Here is a 17,407-nt window from a genome sequence, read left to right as displayed (position 1 = left end):
CACGGCAGAGGGCGGCTGCCGGCGGCGCTGCCGCGACGATCGGGACTCGTCCGGCCGGTTCATCGCTCGTCCCCCTCCGTCCTCTCGTCGTCGACGATCTCGGCATCGACGACCTCCTCCTCACCGCTCTCCTGCCCGGACCGGGACGCGGAGTCGGCGCCGCTTCCGGCACCCGGTGCCTGGGCGTAGAGGGCGCTGCCGATCTTCTGCGCGGCTGTGGCCGCCTTCTCCATGGCGGTACGGATCGCGGTGGCGTCCTCACCCTTGAGCTTCTCCTTCAGCTCGGTGAGCGCGGTCTCCACCTCCGTCCTCACGTCGCCGGGGATCTTGTCCGCGTTGTCGGACAGGAGCTTCTCGGTCTGGTAGACGAGCTGCTCGGCCTGGTTGCGGGTCTCGGCGGCCTCGCGGCGGCGACGGTCCTCCTCGGCGTGTGCCTCGGCATCGCGCATCATGCGGTCGATGTCGTCCTTCGGCAGGGCGGAGCCGCCGGTGACGGTCATCTTCTGCTCCTTGCCCGTGCCCAGGTCCTTCGCGGTCACGTGCATGATGCCGTTGGCGTCGATGTCGAAGGCGACCTCGATCTGCGGGACGCCGCGCGGGGCCGGCGGCAGACCGGTCAGCTCGAACATGCCGAGCTTCTTGTTGTACGCCGCGATCTCGCGCTCGCCCTGGTAGACCTGGATCTGCACGGACGGCTGGTTGTCCTCGGCCGTCGTGAAGATCTCGGACCGCTTGGTCGGGATCGTGGTGTTGCGCTCGATGAGCTTGGTCATGATGCCGCCCTTGGTCTCGATGCCGAGGGACAGCGGGGTGACGTCGAGCAGCAGGACGTCCTTGACCTCGCCCTTGAGGACACCGGCCTGGAGCGAGGCGCCGATGGCGACGACCTCGTCCGGGTTCACGCCCTTGTGCGGGTCCTTCCCCGTCAACTCCCTGATCAGATCGGTCACTGCGGGCATGCGCGTGGAGCCGCCCACCATGATCACGTGATTGATCTCCGAGACGGAGATCCCCGCATCCTCGATCGCGCTGTGGAACGGGCCCTTGCACCGCTCCAGCAGGTCCTGGGTGAGCTGCTGGAAGTGGGCGCGCGTCAGCTTCTCGTCCAGATGCAGCGCGCCCTCGGAAGACGCGGTGATGTACGGCAGGCTGATCGTCGTCTCCGTCGCCGCGGACAGCTCGATCTTCGCCTTCTCCGCCGCCTCGCGCAGCCGCTGCGTGGCCATCTTGTCCTTGGACAGGTCGATGCCGTACGCGTTCTTGAACTGCGCGGTCAGATGGTCGACGATCCGCTGGTCCCAGTCGTCACCGCCCAGGTGCGTGTCACCGTTGGTGGACTTCACCTCCACCACGCCCTCGCCGATCTCCAGCAGGGAGACGTCGAAGGTGCCGCCACCCAGGTCGAACACCAGGATCGTCTGGTCGTTCTCCTTGTCCAGGCCGTACGCGAGCGCCGCCGCTGTCGGCTCGTTGATGATCCGCAGCACCTTCAGCCCGGCGATCTCGCCGGCCTCCTTGGTGGCCTGGCGCTGGGAGTCGTTGAAGTACGCCGGAACGGTGATGACCGCGTCCGTCACCTCCTCGCCGAGGTATGCCTCGGCGTCCCGCTTCAACTTCTGCAGGACCCGCGCGGAGATTTCCTGGGCCGCGTACCGCTTGCCGTCGATGTCCCCGGATTCGGGGAAGTGCCACCCGGCCTCGCCCATGTGCCGCTTCACCGACCGTGCGGTGCGCTCGATGTTGGTCACGGCCTGGCGCTTGGCGACTTCACCGACCAGCACCTCACCCTTCTGCTTCGAGAAGCCGACCACTGACGGTGTGGTCCGCAAGCCCTCCGCGTTGGTGATGACGGTCGGCTCGCCGCCCTCGAGGACGGCGACCACGGAGTTGGTCGTACCCAGGTCGATGCCTACCGCCCGTGTCATCACTCGCTCCCTTCGGACGTGTGTTCCGAATGCGTGACTCCCCCGGCTCCCGGCCACCCGGAGCGACCGGAACGGCGGGCCGAGGGGGCGGGGCGGGCCTCGTCGCGGTGCCGGACACCGGCCGTGTCGGCCGGTCCGTCGCGCGAAAGGGGGCCGATTCGCATGAGCATCCCGTCCGCCCCTTTCCTGCCGGTTCAGGGGTGACTGCGGCGCTACCACCTATATAACTCGCCGCAATAAACTTGACAAGGGTCCAGTCAAGAGTGTGCCGATGCGGGCAGAGCGGGCGGAGTGGATCCTGGGGGCAGGAGGGCTTTGCGATGGCGCAGCGGCACCAGGCCACCTACAAGATGATCACGGGCCTGCTCGACAGCAGTCACCTGATGACCCTGGACCAGCTGCCCGTTTGCGTGACGACGTACGCGGCGGCAGCCGGACTGCACGACATCCTGATCTACCTGTGCGACGTGCGGCAGGACGTACTCCGGCTGCTCACCGGCTCCGGACCCGGCACCGCCGGCCCGGCCGGGACCGGGCCGCCCGAACTGAGCGTGGACTCCACCCTGGCCGGGCGGGGCTTCCAGCACGGCGAGGTCCTCCTCGTTCCCCGGCCCGGGCAGGAAAGGCCCGGTGAGCGCCAGTGGTGGGTGCCCCTCCTGGACGGCACCGAGCGCCTGGGGATGATGCGCGTCACCGCCGCGTCCGACGACGCCCACACCCGGCGGGACATCGAGTGCCTGGCGTCCCTGATCGCGCTGATCATCGTCACGAAGTCCGTGCACAGCGACTCCCACGCCGCTCTCGTCCGCACCCGGCCGATGAACGTGGCGGCGGAGATGCAGTGGCAGCTCATGCCTCCGCGCGCGTACGCCGACAGCCATGTGGTGATCGGCGCGGCCATGGAACCGGCCTACGAGAACGCCGGGGACGCCTACGACTACGCCACCACCGACGGACTCGTACATCTCGCGATCTTCGACGCCATGGGCCACGACACCGCCGCCGGCCTCACCGCCAACCTCGCGGTGGCCGCCTGCCGCAGCCACCGTCGGCGCGGCGCCGGGCTGATCGAGACCGGGGAGGGCATCGAACGCACCCTCCTGGACCACCTCGACCGCTCGTACGTCACCGCCGTCCTGGCCACCCTCGACACCAGGACGGGCCTGCTGACCTGGATCAGCCACGGTCACCACCCGCCGGTCGTGATCCGCGGCGGCCGCTGGACCACACAGCTGAACTGTCCGCCCGCCCCTCCCCTGGGCACCGCCCTCGGGCTGCCCGCCACGCTGTGCCGGGAACGCCTGCAACCCGGTGACCGCCTCGTCCTCCACACCGACGGCATCACCGAAGCGCGCGACTCCGACGGTCGTGAATTCGGCCTCGACGGATTCCTCGACTTCCTCCTGCGCCACCACGCCGACAACCTGTCCGTCCCCGAAACACTCCGCCGCCTCGTCCGCAGCATCCTCGACCGGCACCACGGCACCCTGCGCGACGACGCCACCGTCCTCCTCCTGGAATGGCACGGCCCCACCCCCTTCGACCCCGGGGAGGCCGAAACCCTCGTCGGCCTCCCCGAATGAACCCGGCGCCGCGAACGGCGCGGTACGACCGGACGCCGCCCGAGCCGGCGGGGCACCCCCCACCGCCCGGTGCCGGGAAGCTCCGGCGCGGGGCCCGGCGGCGATCACGTCCGCGTTCGCGTGCGGTGGCTGGTGTCGCACCAGGGGAGGGCGCCGCTGCGCCGGCACGTGCAGATCGCGACGACGAAGCGGTCGGAGGTGTGCACGGAACCGTCCGGCATGGTGACTTCCACCGGCCCTTCCACGAGGAGGGGACCGTCTTCCGTCAGGGTGATGCGGCACGGTGCGTCAGGGGCGTTCGGCACGGATGACCACCAGCTCCTCGTTCGTGTCGTCGGTGCGTATCAGCCGGTGCTCGCGCAGCCAGCGGAGACGGGAGAGCAGCACGGGGCCGAAGGGGATGCGGACCCGGCTGCTGACGGCCGCGTCCAGCCCCGCGCGTCTGAGCCGGTTCAGGGTGGCGTCGGGGTCGCAGAGCCCGGAGTGCACCAGGAGGAGAACCCCGCCGCCCCGCCGCAGCATCGACGGCACCGTCGTGCAGAGGCGGTCGACGACCGCCCGGCCGTCGCTGCCCGCGTTCCAGGCACGGGAGGCGCCGTGCCGCGGGATGTCCGGTGCCGGGACGTAGGGCGGGTTGCACAGGATGAGGTCGTACGAGCGGGTTCTGACGGCGGACATCAGATCGCTGCGGCGCACCGTGATGCGGCGGCGGTGCAGCATCGCGTTGAGGCGTGCGGTGATGACCGCTCGGAGCGCGACGTCCACGGCCGTCACCTCGCAGCCCAGCTGAGCGGCCCGCACGGCCAGCGCACCGCTGCCCGTTCCGACGTCCAGCACGGCGGTCCCGGGGCCGACGCGTTCCCGTTCGAGCGCCGCCAACAACAACCGTGTGTCGCTCTGCGGCGCGTATACCCCCGGAAGCGTGACCAGGAACGGTTGCGAGAACGGGCGCGTCCCGTCGGTTTCACCAGCCACGTGGTCTTCTCCCGTCGTACTGATTCCCTCGCGGCACATCCGTCACGCTCCCCATGCCGCGAGGAACCGCCGACCGAGACGGTCCTCGAGGAACGAGGTGACGGCGATCCCGAACGCGATGTCCGGCTCCAGTCCGGGCTCTTCGTCGAGAAGCCCCCCGATCACTTCGTTCCGTACCACTTGTTCGTGCACGGCGTCGGCTTCGACGTGCTCGTCGTAGAAGTGCTGCGCGGCCGGGCCGGCGCCGGTACGGGCCATCGCGCGGGCGAGGTGCCGGGAGGCCGGCGAGGAGGTGATCTCGACGGCGGCGAAGTGCCCCACCAGGGCGCCGCGCATCGTCCGGTGCAGCCCGAACAGCGACATGGCGTTGACGAGGGCGAGCATTTCCGCGTACCCGCTGTCCAGATAGTGCCCGTATCCGGTGTTCAGACCCAGGTCCGACATGAGATCCGCGAACAGCCGGGCGTGTACGCGCTCCGCTCTGCCGCCGCCGAACTCGTCGAACTCCACGGCGGCCATCGCGGCCTTGGCCCGCCCGCTGAGCCGCGGCAGCACCCAGGCGTGCGGATCGGCCTCCTTCAGGTGGTAGAGGGAGCGCTGTCGTGCGTATTCACGCAGGTTCTCCAATGTGCCTCGCTTCGCGAGGAACTGAGGGACGCCGTCGGAATCGACGGGCTGGACCAGCAGATCGGCAAGCAGACCGTCCAGCGGTTCCGGCACGGGCACGTCGCGCCGCAGAGCGGTGAGGAAGCGGTCCTCCAGCGAAGCCCGCACCGAGAGAAGAGCGGTGTCCCACTCCCGTCCCGCATCGACGCCCTCGAAGCCCCGGTAGTGGAGTTCGTAACAGGTGTACAGGGCCAGTTGCAGATCGTCACCGTACGGATCGGCCGGACCCGCCGCCGCGGGGTCGGGCAGCGCGGCGCGGTCCAGCAGTGCGTCGGAGACCGCTGCCGACAACGTTCCCCTGCGGCGGGGCAGTGGTGGCGCGCTGGGGCTCACGGGCATCGCACTTCCCTCCGGCCGCTCCGGGGCCGTGCCGGGGGCCGGGCGGGACCCACTGGGCGGGGCGACCACATCTGCTTCCGATGCTCCTCGTGCACGGGGCCGACCGCATCTGCGGCGCCGTACGACGGCCGGACGGGCCGTCGGCCGGAGCCACCGCCCAGGGGCCGGGTTCCGGAACCGGTGACCGGGAGAAGGGCCGGTTCTCCATGGCTGTTCCCCTCTCGGTGGTCCGCCCGGCTGTTCCCTCCCGGCGGTCCGTCCCGGCCACGCGAGGTTCACCGCCGTGCCGCGTTCACCCCCACTTCCGGCCGACCAGGGGCGGAGTGTCCAGCCCCGCCCCGCTCCGTACGCCGCGCAGGAACGCCGACAGCGCCTCCTGGGCGGACCGGGTCGGCTGCCACTCCAGCAGGTCGTGGGCCCGGGAGCAGTCGAGGACCGGGAGACGGAGCACCGCGTCGAACAGATGCGGGGAAGCCGGCACGGCGCGGGTGTGCCACGCCGCCGACAGGACCGTCCGCACCATGGACGGCGGGACGCGCACCGCCCGGGTGCCGAGCAGTTCCGCGAGCTCCCGAGGGCCGAGCACCGGCTCCGCCGCCAGGTTGAACGGGCCGCGTACATCGGTGAGCACGGCCGCCCGGTAGGCCTGCGCCGCGTCATCGGTGTGCAGCACCTGGAGCCGCAGCCCCGGCAGGTCCGGCACGAACGGGAGCAGATCCGGGCGCAGCAGGACGCCGGGCATGTAGCGGCCCGCGAAGATGCGGCGCTGCTGGCTGGCGGACTGTTCCTTGAACAGGAAGCCGGGGCGCATCCGCACCACCCGGACGTCCGGATGACGCAGTTCGAAGGAGTCCAGCACCCGCTCCAGGTAGGACTTCTCCCGGCAGTAGGCGGCATCCGGCCACCCGTGCGTCGGCCACGTCTCGTCCACCCCGCGCTCGGCCTTCGGGCCGGGGGAGTACGCACCCACGGACGAGGCGTGCACCAGGGTCCGGACGCCCGCCCGGGCCGTGGCCTCGAAGACCCGGATGGATCCCAGCACGTTGCTCCGCCAGGTCACCACCGGATCGTGCGTGGGCTGGAACCGCCAGGCCAGGTGGACGACGGCGTCCGCGTCGGCGAAGAGTTCGTCCAGCACCGCCGGACTGTCCTCGCCGGAGAGGTCCACGGCCATCCACCGCACCCCGGGGACGGAGACCTCCGGACGTCGGCGGGCCAGGCCGACGACGTCCGCCACGTCCGGATCCCCGGCGAGGGCCTCGACGACGCTGGTTCCCACATTGCCGGTGGCTCCCGTCACCACCACGTGCAGTCCCGCATGTGCGGTCATGGTGTTTCCACCCTTCCCGAAAGCCCGATCCCCGTACGGTGACGCCGCCCCCAGGGGCCCGGACGGGTAGCGGATCGTCCGCCCCCACAGCTGTGAGCCCCTCCATCCAGCCAAACAGCGACCGGGCCGTTCCGCCTCCTGTGGCAGGAACGTTCACGGGCGGGGAGGGGGAAGAACACGAGGAGTGCGGAGTGCGGTACCCGGGGGTGCGACGGCGGCGTGCGCACGAGGAGGAAGCCGGAGCCGGCCGCCCGTGGACGCGATGCGACCAGAAAAGGGCGTCCCGCCCGTCAGGGGAGGGGGGTTCCGCCCGTCACGTTCATGACCTCGCCCGTGACGAAGGAGGCTCTCGACGATGCGAGGAAGACGTAGGCCGGGGCGATCTCGGCGGGTTGCGCGACACGACCGAGCGGGGTCTGCTTCCCGAACTCGTGGGTGTCGGGCAGGGTGGCAGGGATGAGCGGGGTCCACACCGGGCCGGGGGCCACGGCGTTGACGCGAATGCCTTCGGAGGCCAGCTCCTGGGCGAGCCCCTGGGTGAAGGTCACGATCGCGCCCTTCGTCATCGCGTAGTCCAGGAGGTGCGGACTCGGCTGATAGCCCTGGACCGAGGCCGTGTTGATGACCGAGCCACCGGCGGGGATGTGGGGCAGCGCCATCTTGCACAGCCAGAACATTCCGTAGAGGTTGGTCCGCACCACACGGTCGAACTGGTCGGTGGAGATGCCTTCGATGCCCTCCGGCTGTGCCATCTGGTACGCGGCGTTGTTGATCAGGACATCGATACGGCCGAACTCCGACACGGCCGTATCGATGAGGGTGCGGCACGAGGCTTCCTCACGGATGTCGCAGACCACCGGCACGGCACGTCGTCCCGCTCCCTCGACCAGGTCCACCGTCGCCCGGGCCTCCCCCCGCTCGTTCTCCAGATGAGTGAACACGACGTCGGCGCCCTCACGGGCGAAGGCCAGTGCCACGGCCCGGCCGATTCCGGAGTCCCCACCCGTCAGGACCGCTGTGCGGTCGGTGAGCAGGCCGCTGCCCCGGTACGTGTCCTCACCGTGGTCGGGGCGCGGGTCCATCGGTTCCGTCCACCCGGGATACTGCTGGGTCTGCTGCGGGATCTCCTGCTCGTCGGCGCCTCGCGCGGGGTTCTGCGGCTGCTGGGCTGCGTTCATGGCGCGGTCCTTCCTCGGCGGAGTCGGTTCGTGGGGGGAGGGGAGGGCAGGGTGGCTGGAGCCGTACCTCTTTGTCGAGGCCGACTGCCGGAGACGGTGACGGACCCGCCTGCGTGATCATGGATGAGAAAGGCGCCGCGTGGGACTGCGAAGGGCGGGCCTGCGAAGGGTGGGACGGCCGGTGCGGCATCGCCGTCGGCCGCTGCCGTTCTCCCGGGAGCCGCGACACGGAAGTCAACGCCCCGGCACGGTGGCGCCGCTGTCATTGCCTGTCCCACGATTCCCCCGCCCTCGCCACGCCGCACTTCGGCGTCCCGGACGCCGGTGGTCACCCGGGGCGAGCCGGCTTGAGAGCCCGGGCAGTTGCCGCAACGGCTCAGGGGGGACAGAGTGAAGGAAGAACACACACGAGATCGGAGCGTGTTGTGATCATTCTGGGAGTCATACTGCTCGTCATCGGTTTCGTCACCGGTATTTCCATCCTGTGGACGATCGGGATCATCCTGGCCGTGATCGGCCTGATCCTGTGGATCCTGGGCGGGATGGGGCATGCCGTCGCGGGACGCAGACATTATTGGTAGCGCCTTCGGGCGGCGCGCTTCGCCCCTGGAAAGCGGGGCACCGACGAGTAATGCCCCGCCGAGCCGACAACCTGCACTGGGCACGTAAGCGGTGAACCCGCCCGTGCCCAGAAAGGTGTCTATGTGTCCATGGACCACAGTGAGGCGGCCGTCCTGGACGCCCTTGCCTCGCCGACCGGGCGGAAACGCTGCCTTCCGGGCGGCATGTCGAGTTTCCCGACCCCGGCGAGCCGAGGCCGACCCAGGCACGTCTGCCCGCGACGCCTACTTCAATGAACCTCCCCGACCCCACGCTGCGCACCGTCCGGGTCCGAGCGGAGGACAACGGGGCGTGAGTGGGCAGGACGGGGCCTGAACAGCGGGACGGATCACCCGCTGAGGGGCCGGGACACCTCCGTCGAAGGGACCACGCATGACTGCCGACGACAGGAGCACGCGGAAGGTGCTGGCGATCGTCACGAACCACGGCGTCGAGCAGGACGAGCTTCTGGTGCCTCAGGAGCACCTGTGCGGCCGGGACGTTCAGGTATCGGTCGCCGCGGTGTCGACGGACGACGTCCGGACGCTGGTGGGCGACAGGAATCCGGGGAGAACGGTCCGGCCGGGACTCACGCTCGCCGACGTGGATCCGGCCGCCTACGACCTGCTGCTGATCCCCGGAGGAACCCTGAACGCCGACGCCCTGCGCCAACAGGACGACGCCCTGCGCATCGTCCGCGCCTTCGTGTCGTCCGGGCGGCCCGTCGCGGCCATCTGCCACGGGCCGTGGGCGCTGGTCGAAGCGGGGGTGGTGGCGGAGAAGAGGCTGACGTCCTACCCCTCGCTGAAGACGGACATCCGTAACGCGGGCGGGGAATGGACCGATGAGCCGGTCGTCACGGACGACCGGCACGGCTGGCGGCTCGTCACCTCACGCACTCCGAGAGACCTGGAACCATTCCTCCGCGAGGTGGACGCGGCCCTCGCGGCGGGCTCCCGGTGAGGGCGGGCCCGGGCCGGAGGGAGCGCCCCCACCGATGCGGCCGGACGGCGACCCGTACGCCGTACCGCCCCGGAGCCCACGAGCCCGGTGCAGTCCCCGCTTGTTCATGGACGAACGGACGAGCGGTCCCGATCGCGTCTCTCCGGGGCGCCCCGTTCCTCGGCGCTTTTCCGAGGGGCTCGTACGGACGCCGACGCTTCTTGTCCGATTCCGGTCCGGCCGACCTTGTAGGGGCCGGCCGGACCGGACCGGGATCGGGGCGGGTCCGAGGCCCCAAGGAACCCCGGCGCCGGGGCGATCAGTCGGTCACGGTGACCGTCTCGCTCGCGCCGGACTCGGTGCCGTCCGCGTAGAGGACCGTGACGCGGTAGTACACCGTGGTGGCGGCCGGCTGGTCGAGGTCCGTCCAGTCGCCGCTGCCGGCGTTGTCCTCGGGCTCGGTGCCGATCCGTTCGAACGTCGCGGTCCGCGGGTTCCAGCGGTGGATGGCGAAGCCGGAGACCGGGCTGCCGTTCTCGTTCCTGTCGCTGGACAGGAACCAGGAGATCCAGCCGGAGGCGTCGGCGGCGAGGTGGCCGAGCGGCGCGCCGGACGCGGGCGGGGCGGTCGGACGGAGGTCCAGCTCGGTGATCTCGGCGACGGACGCGCCGGTCTCCGGGGTGAGCCGGTTGCCGTACTGGTCGACGGCGACGACGGCGTAGCGCACCTGCTGACCGTCGGCGGGCACGGCGTCGTGGAACGTCGTCGCCGTGATCTCCCGCGGCTTCAGGGTCCAGGGGTCCTGCACCGGGGTGTAGGACCACCGGCCGTCGACGAGGGTGCCGCGCAGCACGCGGTAGTGGTCGGAGCCGGGCTCGTCGTTCGCCTCCCAGGAGAGCGTGACGCCGTTCTCCTTCGGGGTGGCGGTCAGGCCGGCGACCGCGGCCGGCGCGGTCGTGTTGCCGGCGACGTCGAGGGTGAGCTCCTGGGAGGGGACGCCCCCGTTCCCGGCGTGGTCGACGGCCACCACCCGGTAGCGGTACGTGAAGCCGGGCGGCGGGGCGGCGTCGGTGAAGGTGGTGCCCCGCACGCCCTTGCCGACCTCCACGCTCGCGCCGACGGTGGTGCCCCGCACGGTCTTCCGGAAGACCGAGTAGCCCGCGAAGTCGTCGCTGGTCCGCTCGGAGGCGTCCCAGTCCAGGGTGACGCCCGCCTCGCTCTCGACGGCCCGCGCGTTGAGGGCGGTGTCCACGGGGCCCGTCCGGTCACGGGTGTAGTACATCGCCGTGCCCGAGGCCGGGGACTCCAGTCCATGGGCGTCGACGGCGGTGACGACGTAGTAGTAGACGTCGCCGGTCGGCGGCAGCGGTCCGGTGTACCCGCCGGGCGACAGCTTGTCGCCGGTGAGGCGGTTCTCGGGGGTGAGGGCGACCGGGTTGGACGTCGAGCGGTAGACGCGGTACCCGGCGAGGTCCGGCTCCGTGTTGCTGTCCCAGTAGAGGGTGATCTCGGTCGGGAAATCCATGGACCAGTTGTCCTCGACGCCCTTCGGGGCGGTGGGAGCGGTGCGGTCCACGGTGGTGACGGCCAGGTCGGCCGTGCCCGAGGACACGTTGCCGGCCTTGTCGTGGGCGCGGACCTCGTAGTAGTAGACGTTGCCGTCCTTCGGGACGGTCGTGTCGGTGTACGAGGTGGACGTCGTCGTCGCGAGCGGCTTCGTGGGGTAGGAGGTGCCCTTCAGCCGCCGGTAGACGCGGTACCCGGCGAGGTCCATCTCCTTGTTCCTGGCCCAGCTGATCTTCGTGGACAGGGCCGTCGGGCTGTAGGCGACGGTGGTCCCGGTCGGCACGAGCGGCTTGACCTTGTCGACGGTCGCCGAGGTGCGGGGGGCGTAGGAGAACTTGACGTTGGCGGCGCCGGTCCAGTTCACGAAGTCGACGCGGAGACTGTGCCTGCCCGACGGCATGGTCATTTGGACGGTCTTGGAGACGGTGGTGGAGACGTTCTTCCACACGTTGACCTTGCGGACGCCGTCGAGGTAGACGCGGATGCCGTCACGGGAGGAGGCGGTGAACGTGAAGGGGCCGCCCGAGCCGAAGTCGCGGGTCATGGACCAGCGGACGCCGAAGTTGTTGGCGGGCATGCCCTTGACGCCGGGGGCACGGGTTCCCCAGTTCTGGTCGATCACCGAGTCGCAGTCCGTGCCCTTGGGGGTCCCGGAGAACGTGGTGTTCGCGTAGAACGTCCGCTTGAAGACGGGCGACGCGCAGGTCACGGCGGCGGAGGCGGCGGGGGCGGCCACACTGAGCAGGCCCCCCGCGGTGGCGAGTACGACGGCGCCGGCGGTGGCGACCGTTGTGCCTCTGGGTCGGTTCAATTCGTTCCTTCGATCTCGGTCCTCTGCGGCAGGGCGTGCCTGCCGACGATCAAGACTCGTGAGGAACGGGCTTGGTTGTAGGCCGCAGGCGCCCGGAGTTCGTCCGTACGGTCCGGGGGCGCACGACATATGGTTAAAGAATGAGCAAAACCGAGCATGAGACCGGTCCCCAGGGGACGCTTGTGTGCCCGGTCTGCAAGCAGCCCCTGCCCATCACGATCACCAGGCGGCACAAGACCCTCGGAGTCTTCGTACCCGTGCGGGCCGCGGGCCCCTGCGGCAATCCCGACTGCCCCGAATACCTGGAGGAGCCGGCGGGCGAAAGCCCCAGACCCCCCAGACCCCATTGAGGTCCGGCCCGATTGAGGCCCGGCCCCACTGACCTCCGGCCCCGGTGACGCGCTCGGACCCACTGCGGCCCGAGCCCGCTGGTGTCACAGGACCCCACTGCCGTTCGGCCCGCTGACGTCCGTACGGCGGGCTTGGACGGGGCGTCCCGTCACCCGAGGGCCGGGGGAGGGGCGGGCCCGCGGGGGGCTGCCACCGTTCTGCCCGGGGAATCGGCCCCGAAGACCGCACCGTGCAGGTCGTGCAGCAGGACCGTGCGGCGGTTCTTCTCCGCCGACCGGCCGACGACCCCGCCGCCGTACCGGCACGCGGCGACCGCCGCCGATTCGGCGTCCGGCACCGGGAAGTAGAGGTGCCACCCCCGACGCGCCCGTTCACCGCTCAGCGGCGAGCCCGCCGGTACGATCCTGGCCGCCGTGCTGCCGACGTCCCGGAGCGTGACGCCGCCCTTCTCGTACCGGACCTCGCAGCAGCCGGGCCGGCCGCAGGCCCACTCCAGCACCTCGCCGTAGAAGATGGCGGCCTCGAACACGTCGCCCGCGTGCAGCTCCAGCCGCCATGGACGATGGGTGCGCCACGTCTCCCAGTCGGCGATCAGCGGCCCCTCCCAGATGCCGAAGCGGTTGCCCTCCCGGTCGGCCGCGAGGACCCCGCGCCCCAGGGGGAGGTGGACCGGGCCCACCGCGATGGTGCCGCTGCGCTCCATGATGCGGGCCGCCGTCGCGTCGGCATCCGGGACGGAGAAGTAGGGCGTCCAGTCGAGGGCCACCTGCAACGCCGGCGCCGTGCACCCCAGGCTCGCGGTGGGCACGCCTCCCGACAACGCCATCCGGAAGTCCTCGCCCAGCGAGGTGCGCCGGAAGGTCCACCCCAGCACGGCCCCGTAGAAGCGCTGAGCGGCCTCGGTGTCGGGCGTGGCGAGACTCGCCCAGCAGGGCGCCCCGGCGGTGCAGCCGTCTCGTCCGGCGGCATGCGCCGAGGAACTGTGGGGCTTGGGCGGGCTCGGGGTGGACACCATGGGAGGAACCTGACGGCGGGGGCGGTCTCCTCATAAGGGTGCGCGTCCGGTGCCCCGGCGGCGAACGCACAGTGGGCGCGGGAAGGGGGATGCCGCTGTGCCCCTCCGCCCGTGCCCGTCTGTGCCTCTCCGCCCGTGCCCGTCGTGGGGCTGTCGTGCGCCGGTGTTTTCCGGCACCGGCACCGGCCCCGTCGACCGGGAGGCGCGCCGCTCGGCGCGACCCGTGATTCCGGCCGGATCTCCCGGAGCCGACCGGCAGCCGCCCCTTTCCTGTGCATTCATCCGCCCCGTCCGGCCTGTGCCGGGGGTGGGCGCACCCCCTCTCTTTCATACCCCGCAGGGGTATGTTAGGTTTCCGGTCGACGGAATACCCCCTGGGGGTATCAAAGTCCGATCAGGGAGCAAGTGATGTCGGCTATCAACCCTCGGCGGTGGTGGGCACTGGCCGTGCTGGCCACCGCCCAGTTCATGGTCATCATGGACACTTCGATCATCGGGGTCGCGCTTCCCGAGATGCAGCGCGATCTCGGCTTCACCCAGGGGGACCTGCAATGGGTCTTCAACGCGTACGTCATCGCCTTCGGCGGGCTCCTTCTGCTCGGCGGCCGCCTCTCCGATCTGCTCGGGGCCCGGAAGGTGTTCGCGGGCGGCTGGGTGATCCTCGTCGCGGGTTCCGTGGTGGCCGCGGCCGCCGGTGACGCCACCACCGAGATCGTGGGGCGCGCCGTGCAGGGCGTGGGCGGTGCCCTCATCGCGCCCGCCTCGATGACGCTGCTGATGATGCTCTTCGGCCACAACCCGAAGGAGCTCGGCAAGGCGCTCGCCTTCTACGGCGCGGCGGCCCCCGCGGGCGGTACGGCCGGTGTGTTCCTCGGCGGCGTCTTCACGGAATGGGCCAGCTGGCCGTGGGTCTTCATCATCTACGTCCCCATCGGCGCCGTGACCCTCGCGGCCATCGGTCTGCTGCCCGCCGTCCAGGGACGCAGGGGCTCGGTCGACGTCCTGGGCGCGATCGCGGTGACCGCGGGACTCGCCCTCGCGGTCCTCGCCGTCGTGCGCGCACCCGAGATCGGCTGGGGTGCGACCTCGACCCTGCTCGAACTCGGCGGGGCGGTGGTGCTGCTGACGCTCTTCCTGGTGATCCAGCGCTCCGTCCGCAGTCCGCTCATGCCGCTCGGCATCTGGCGGACCCCGCGGCTCGGGGCGTCCAACCTGGCCATGGCCCTGCTCGGCGCCGCCTGGATCCCGATGTGGTACTTCCTCAACCTCTACCTGCAGCAGGTGCTCGGATACGGCGCCTTCGCCAGTGGTGCGGCGCTCCTGCCCATGACGGTCCTGCTGATGATCTTCATGACGACGATCACCGCCCGGCTCCTCGCCCGGTTCGGAGCCAAGCCGCTCGTCGCGGGCGGGCTGTTCGTCCTGGCCGCCGGGCTGGTGTGGCTGTCCGCCGTCGAGCCGACCGGCACCTTCCTGGTCGACGTCCTGCCCGCCTCGCTGGTCGCGGCGCTCGGCATGTCCCTCGCCTACATCCCGGCGATGATGACCGCCATGTCGGGAGCGCCCCAGGAGCAGGCGGGCCTCGCCTCCGGCATCGTCAACACCACCTACCAGGTGGGTTCGGCCCTCGGCCTCGCCGCCCTCACCGCACTGGCGACGTCCCGGGGCGCGGGCAGGCTCGGCGATCTGCCCGCCCTCACCGACGGGTTCGCCTCGGCCTTCACCGCGGCAGCGGGGATCGCGGCGGCGGGCGGACTGCTCACCCTGGCCCTGATGCGGGGCGAGAAGAACGAACCGGCCCCCGGCCGGGACGCCGCACCGCGGAAGGACGGCGAATCGGTCGGCGCGTGACCACCGCGCACGGGTGCGCGAAGAACCCCATCGAGGTACGGGACCGGCAGGCATCGGGTGGTCGATGCCTGGCGGTCCCGTACCGCGTGAACGCCGTGCGCGGCCGTGTGGTCTTCGGCACAGGACCCGCCCGCGGTCCTCGCGCCCCGGAGCCCCGCTGCCGGGGCGCGGTCGGGCTCCGGACGTCCTCGGCGTGCGGACCGGGGGCGGGCGCCGCGCCGGGGCAGTGACGCACGTCTCTACCCGGGAGCCGGTCGTCCTGGCACTGTGGTCGGGTCCTCGGGGGACACCACATGCCGGCCGAACCGAGCGAGATGCCATGACCGCGACTGCTGCCGAAACCGTCACCACCCACTTCGCCGCCCGCCTCCGCGCACGCACCGGCGGCCCCCAGGACGGCCCGAAGATCCTGGAGACCGTGCTGGGTTGGACACTCGTCGTGGTGGTCGCCATGTTCGTCACCCGGGCCGGCCTCATGTGAGCAACGGGCTCGGATGAGGAGCGGGCTCATGCGGGGAACGGGGCGGGGCGCCGATCCCGCCCGTCTTGCCCCGTCTCGTCCCATCCCGTCTCGTCCCGGAACGGACGGGGCGGGACGGAAGGCCGACCGGCCCGCCGCCCCGCCCGCGGTTCCCGTGACTACTTGATCGCCTTGATCAGCTCGCCGTCGGCGGTGTCACCGCTGAGCTCCCAGAAGAAGGAGCCGCCCAGGCCCTGATCCTTCGCCCAGGTCGTCTTGGACGTGATGGTGGCCGGGGTGTCGTAGCTCCACCAGTTGGTGCCGCAGTGGGCGTAGGCGGTGCCGGCGACCGTGCCCGTGCTGGGGCAGGTGTTCTTGAGGACCTTGTAGTCCTCGATGCCCGCCTCGTAGGTGGCGGCGGCGGGGCCGGTGGCGGTGCCGCCCGGGGCGGACTGGGTCACACCGGTCCAGCCGCGGCCGTAGAAGCCGAGACCGAGCAGCAGCTTGGACGCGGGCACCCCCTTGGCCTTCAGCTTGGCGATGGCCGACTCGCTGTCGAAGCCCTCCTTCGGGATGCCCTCGTAGGAGGTCAGCGGGGAGTGCGGGGCCGTCGGCCCCTTCGCGTCCCAGGCGCCGAAGAAGTCGTACGTCATCACGTTGTACCAGTCCAGGGACTGGGCGGCGCCGGCGTAGTCGGCGGCGTCGATCTTGCCGCCATCGGAGGCGTCGGCGGTGATGGCGGCGGTCACCAGGTAGTCCTTGCCGAACTTGGTGCGCAGGGCCGAGGCGAGGCCCTTCAGCGCGTCCGGACCGCTGGTGTCACAGGTCAGACCGCAGGCGTTGGGGTACTCCCAGTCGATGTCGATGCCGTCGAAGACATCGGCCCAGCGCGGGTCCTCCACCAGGTTGTAGCAGGACTCGGCGAACGCGGCCGGGTTCTTCGACGCCTCGCCGAAGCCGCCGGACCAGGTCCAGCCGCCGAACGACCAGATGACCTTCAGGTCCGGGTGCTTCTTCTTGAGCTTGCGCAACTGGTTGAAGTTGCCGCGCAGTTCCTGGTCCCAGGTGTCGGCCACGCCGTCGACCGACTGGTCGGCGGTGTAGGCCTTCTCGTAGTCGGCGTACGAGTCACCGATCGTGCACTTGCCGCCCTGGACGTTGCCGAAGGCGTAGTTGATGTGCGTGAGCTTGTCGGCGGAACCCGAGGTATCGATGTTCTTGACATGGTAATTGCGCTGGTACACGCCCCAGTTGGCGAAGTACCCGACCACCTTGTCGCCGGCCGCCGTGGGGGCGGCGTCGGCGGCCGCAGGGGCCGCCGCCCGCGGAGCGGCCGGAACCGTGCCGGCCGACGCGGTGCCCGCGACGCCCAGCAGGGCGGCCCCGAGGGCGGCGGTACAGGCGGCTGCGGTGAGCGCCCGGAAGCGGGCGCGGGGGCGATGCGATCCGAACATCTTGGCTCCTCGTGGGGGGAGGGAACGTACATGTGGGGTGTACGGCCGGCCACCGCATGGATTTGGCATGAACGCGGAAAGGTCGGTCTGCCTGGAACCGTAGAAGGACTAGACCAGTTGGGTCAATGGTTCGGACCAATTCGGCTCATCGTCCCGCCCGCCGTCGAGTGGCCCGGCCGCCCCGTGACGGATATCGTCCGATCGGGCATACTCGACCCGCCACAGCCGCTGGCCAGCAACTCTCGTAATCCGGGAGGGCCGGCACCGGTTGGGCAGCAGTGCTTGTCCGGGCCCACCCGGAAACCCCCGGCGGCGCCGCCCACACCCCTCGCGCGCGACCGTCGCAACGCCCGACAGGGAG

14 protein-coding genes are annotated in these 17,407 nt (G+C 70.9%); 5 read left to right on the top strand and 9 right to left on the bottom strand.

Annotation, left to right across the window (positions count from 1 at the left end):
• Positions 1-59 precede the first annotated feature (59 nt).
• Positions 60-1,925 carry a molecular chaperone DnaK gene (gene dnaK, locus OCT49_RS04420; RefSeq protein ID WP_283850587.1) on the bottom strand — a complete coding sequence of 622 codons (1,866 nt, stop codon included), beginning with the start codon at positions 1,923-1,925 and terminating at the stop codon, positions 60-62.
• A gap of 320 nt (positions 1,926-2,245) precedes the next feature.
• On the opposite strand from dnaK, the gene OCT49_RS04415 reads away from it, so the two are divergent.
• Positions 2,246-3,508, top strand: coding sequence for a PP2C family protein-serine/threonine phosphatase (locus OCT49_RS04415; RefSeq protein WP_283850586.1), 1,263 nt, complete (start codon positions 2,246-2,248; stop codon positions 3,506-3,508).
• A gap of 104 nt (positions 3,509-3,612) precedes the next feature.
• Here the strand turns inward: OCT49_RS04415 and OCT49_RS04410 are convergent, their stop codons facing one another.
• The 5 genes from OCT49_RS04410 to OCT49_RS04390 form a co-directional block, all read right to left on the bottom strand.
• Positions 3,613-3,813: a CDGSH iron-sulfur domain-containing protein gene (locus OCT49_RS04410; protein WP_283850585.1), complete on the bottom strand. Its 201-nt coding sequence runs from the start codon at positions 3,811-3,813 to the stop codon at positions 3,613-3,615.
• The gene (locus OCT49_RS04405; RefSeq protein ID WP_283850584.1) at positions 3,797-4,483 is read right to left on the bottom strand and encodes a HemK2/MTQ2 family protein methyltransferase; all 687 of its coding nucleotides are present in this window, start codon (positions 4,481-4,483) and stop codon (positions 3,797-3,799) included. The genes OCT49_RS04410 and OCT49_RS04405 overlap by 17 nt, the downstream gene beginning before the upstream one ends.
• A gap of 42 nt (positions 4,484-4,525) precedes the next feature.
• A complete protein-coding gene (locus tag OCT49_RS04400) occupies positions 4,526-5,488 on the bottom strand; it encodes an iron-containing redox enzyme family protein (protein WP_283850583.1) in 963 nt (320 codons plus the stop codon).
• 292 nt (positions 5,489-5,780) lie between these two features.
• Positions 5,781-6,818 (bottom strand): NAD-dependent epimerase/dehydratase family protein, encoded by a 1,038-nt coding sequence (locus tag OCT49_RS04395; protein WP_283850582.1) that lies wholly within the window; start codon positions 6,816-6,818, stop codon positions 5,781-5,783.
• A 290-nt stretch (positions 6,819-7,108) separates the two neighbouring features.
• Complete coding sequence (locus OCT49_RS04390) at positions 7,109-7,996, bottom strand: glucose 1-dehydrogenase (RefSeq protein WP_283850581.1); 888 nt, start codon at positions 7,994-7,996, stop codon at positions 7,109-7,111.
• 425 nt (positions 7,997-8,421) lie between these two features.
• Here OCT49_RS04390 and OCT49_RS04385 point away from each other — a divergent pair, with 425 nt between their 5' ends.
• Positions 8,422-8,577, top strand: a complete 156-nt coding sequence (locus OCT49_RS04385) for a DUF6131 family protein (RefSeq protein ID WP_283850580.1) — start codon at positions 8,422-8,424, stop codon at positions 8,575-8,577.
• Between the two features lie 412 nt (positions 8,578-8,989).
• A complete protein-coding gene (locus OCT49_RS04380) occupies positions 8,990-9,559 on the top strand; it encodes a DJ-1/PfpI/YhbO family deglycase/protease (protein ID WP_283850579.1) in 570 nt (189 codons plus the stop codon).
• Positions 9,560-9,857: 298 nt separating this feature from the next.
• Here OCT49_RS04380 and OCT49_RS04375 read toward each other — a convergent pair whose 3' ends face one another.
• Positions 9,858-11,915, bottom strand: a complete 2,058-nt coding sequence (locus OCT49_RS04375) for a PA14 domain-containing protein (protein WP_283850578.1) — start codon at positions 11,913-11,915, stop codon at positions 9,858-9,860.
• A gap of 499 nt (positions 11,916-12,414) precedes the next feature.
• Positions 12,415-13,281: a VOC family protein gene (locus OCT49_RS04365; RefSeq protein ID WP_283850576.1), complete on the bottom strand. Its 867-nt coding sequence runs from the start codon at positions 13,279-13,281 to the stop codon at positions 12,415-12,417.
• Between the two features lie 408 nt (positions 13,282-13,689).
• On the opposite strand from OCT49_RS04365, the gene OCT49_RS04360 reads away from it, so the two are divergent.
• Positions 13,690-15,132 carry an MFS transporter gene (locus tag OCT49_RS04360; RefSeq protein WP_283850575.1) on the top strand — a complete coding sequence of 481 codons (1,443 nt, stop codon included), beginning with the start codon at positions 13,690-13,692 and terminating at the stop codon, positions 15,130-15,132.
• A gap of 319 nt (positions 15,133-15,451) precedes the next feature.
• Positions 15,452-15,613, top strand: coding sequence for an SCO1431 family membrane protein (locus OCT49_RS04355; protein ID WP_283850574.1), 162 nt, complete (start codon positions 15,452-15,454; stop codon positions 15,611-15,613).
• A gap of 158 nt (positions 15,614-15,771) precedes the next feature.
• On the opposite strand, the gene OCT49_RS04350 is transcribed toward OCT49_RS04355, so the two are convergent.
• Entirely contained in the window at positions 15,772-17,046 is a 1,275-nt protein-coding gene (locus tag OCT49_RS04350; RefSeq protein WP_283850573.1) for a glycoside hydrolase family 18 protein, read from the bottom strand.
• Between the last annotated feature and the right edge of the window lie 361 nt (positions 17,047-17,407).

Origin of the sequence: Streptomyces sp. ML-6 (assembly GCF_030116705.1) — a bacterium.
Taxonomy (GTDB): Bacteria; Actinomycetota; Actinomycetes; order Streptomycetales; family Streptomycetaceae; genus Streptomyces.
Note: the sequence above shows the minus strand (reverse complement) of the source record. Positions and strands in the feature narration are given on the sequence as shown.

Excerpts from the sequence above, each read along its gene's own strand:
- OCT49_RS04390 (WP_283850581.1), bottom strand. The coding sequence starts at position 7,996 with ATGAACGCAGCCCAGCAGCCGCAGAACCCCGCGCGAGGCGCCGACGAG.
- OCT49_RS04360 (WP_283850575.1), top strand. The coding sequence starts at position 13,690 with ATGTCGGCTATCAACCCTCGGCGGTGGTGGGCACTGGCCGTGCTGGCC.
- OCT49_RS04400 (WP_283850583.1), bottom strand. The coding sequence starts at position 5,488 with ATGCCCGTGAGCCCCAGCGCGCCACCACTGCCCCGCCGCAGGGGAACG.
- OCT49_RS04380 (WP_283850579.1), top strand. The coding sequence starts at position 8,990 with ATGACTGCCGACGACAGGAGCACGCGGAAGGTGCTGGCGATCGTCACG.
- dnaK (WP_283850587.1), bottom strand. The coding sequence starts at position 1,925 with ATGACACGGGCGGTAGGCATCGACCTGGGTACGACCAACTCCGTGGTC.
- OCT49_RS04365 (WP_283850576.1), bottom strand. The coding sequence starts at position 13,281 with ATGGTGTCCACCCCGAGCCCGCCCAAGCCCCACAGTTCCTCGGCGCAT.
- OCT49_RS04395 (WP_283850582.1), bottom strand. The coding sequence starts at position 6,818 with ATGACCGCACATGCGGGACTGCACGTGGTGGTGACGGGAGCCACCGGC.
- OCT49_RS04355 (WP_283850574.1), top strand. The coding sequence starts at position 15,452 with ATGACCGCGACTGCTGCCGAAACCGTCACCACCCACTTCGCCGCCCGC.
- OCT49_RS04350 (WP_283850573.1), bottom strand. The coding sequence starts at position 17,046 with ATGTTCGGATCGCATCGCCCCCGCGCCCGCTTCCGGGCGCTCACCGCA.
- OCT49_RS04415 (WP_283850586.1), top strand. The coding sequence starts at position 2,246 with ATGGCGCAGCGGCACCAGGCCACCTACAAGATGATCACGGGCCTGCTC.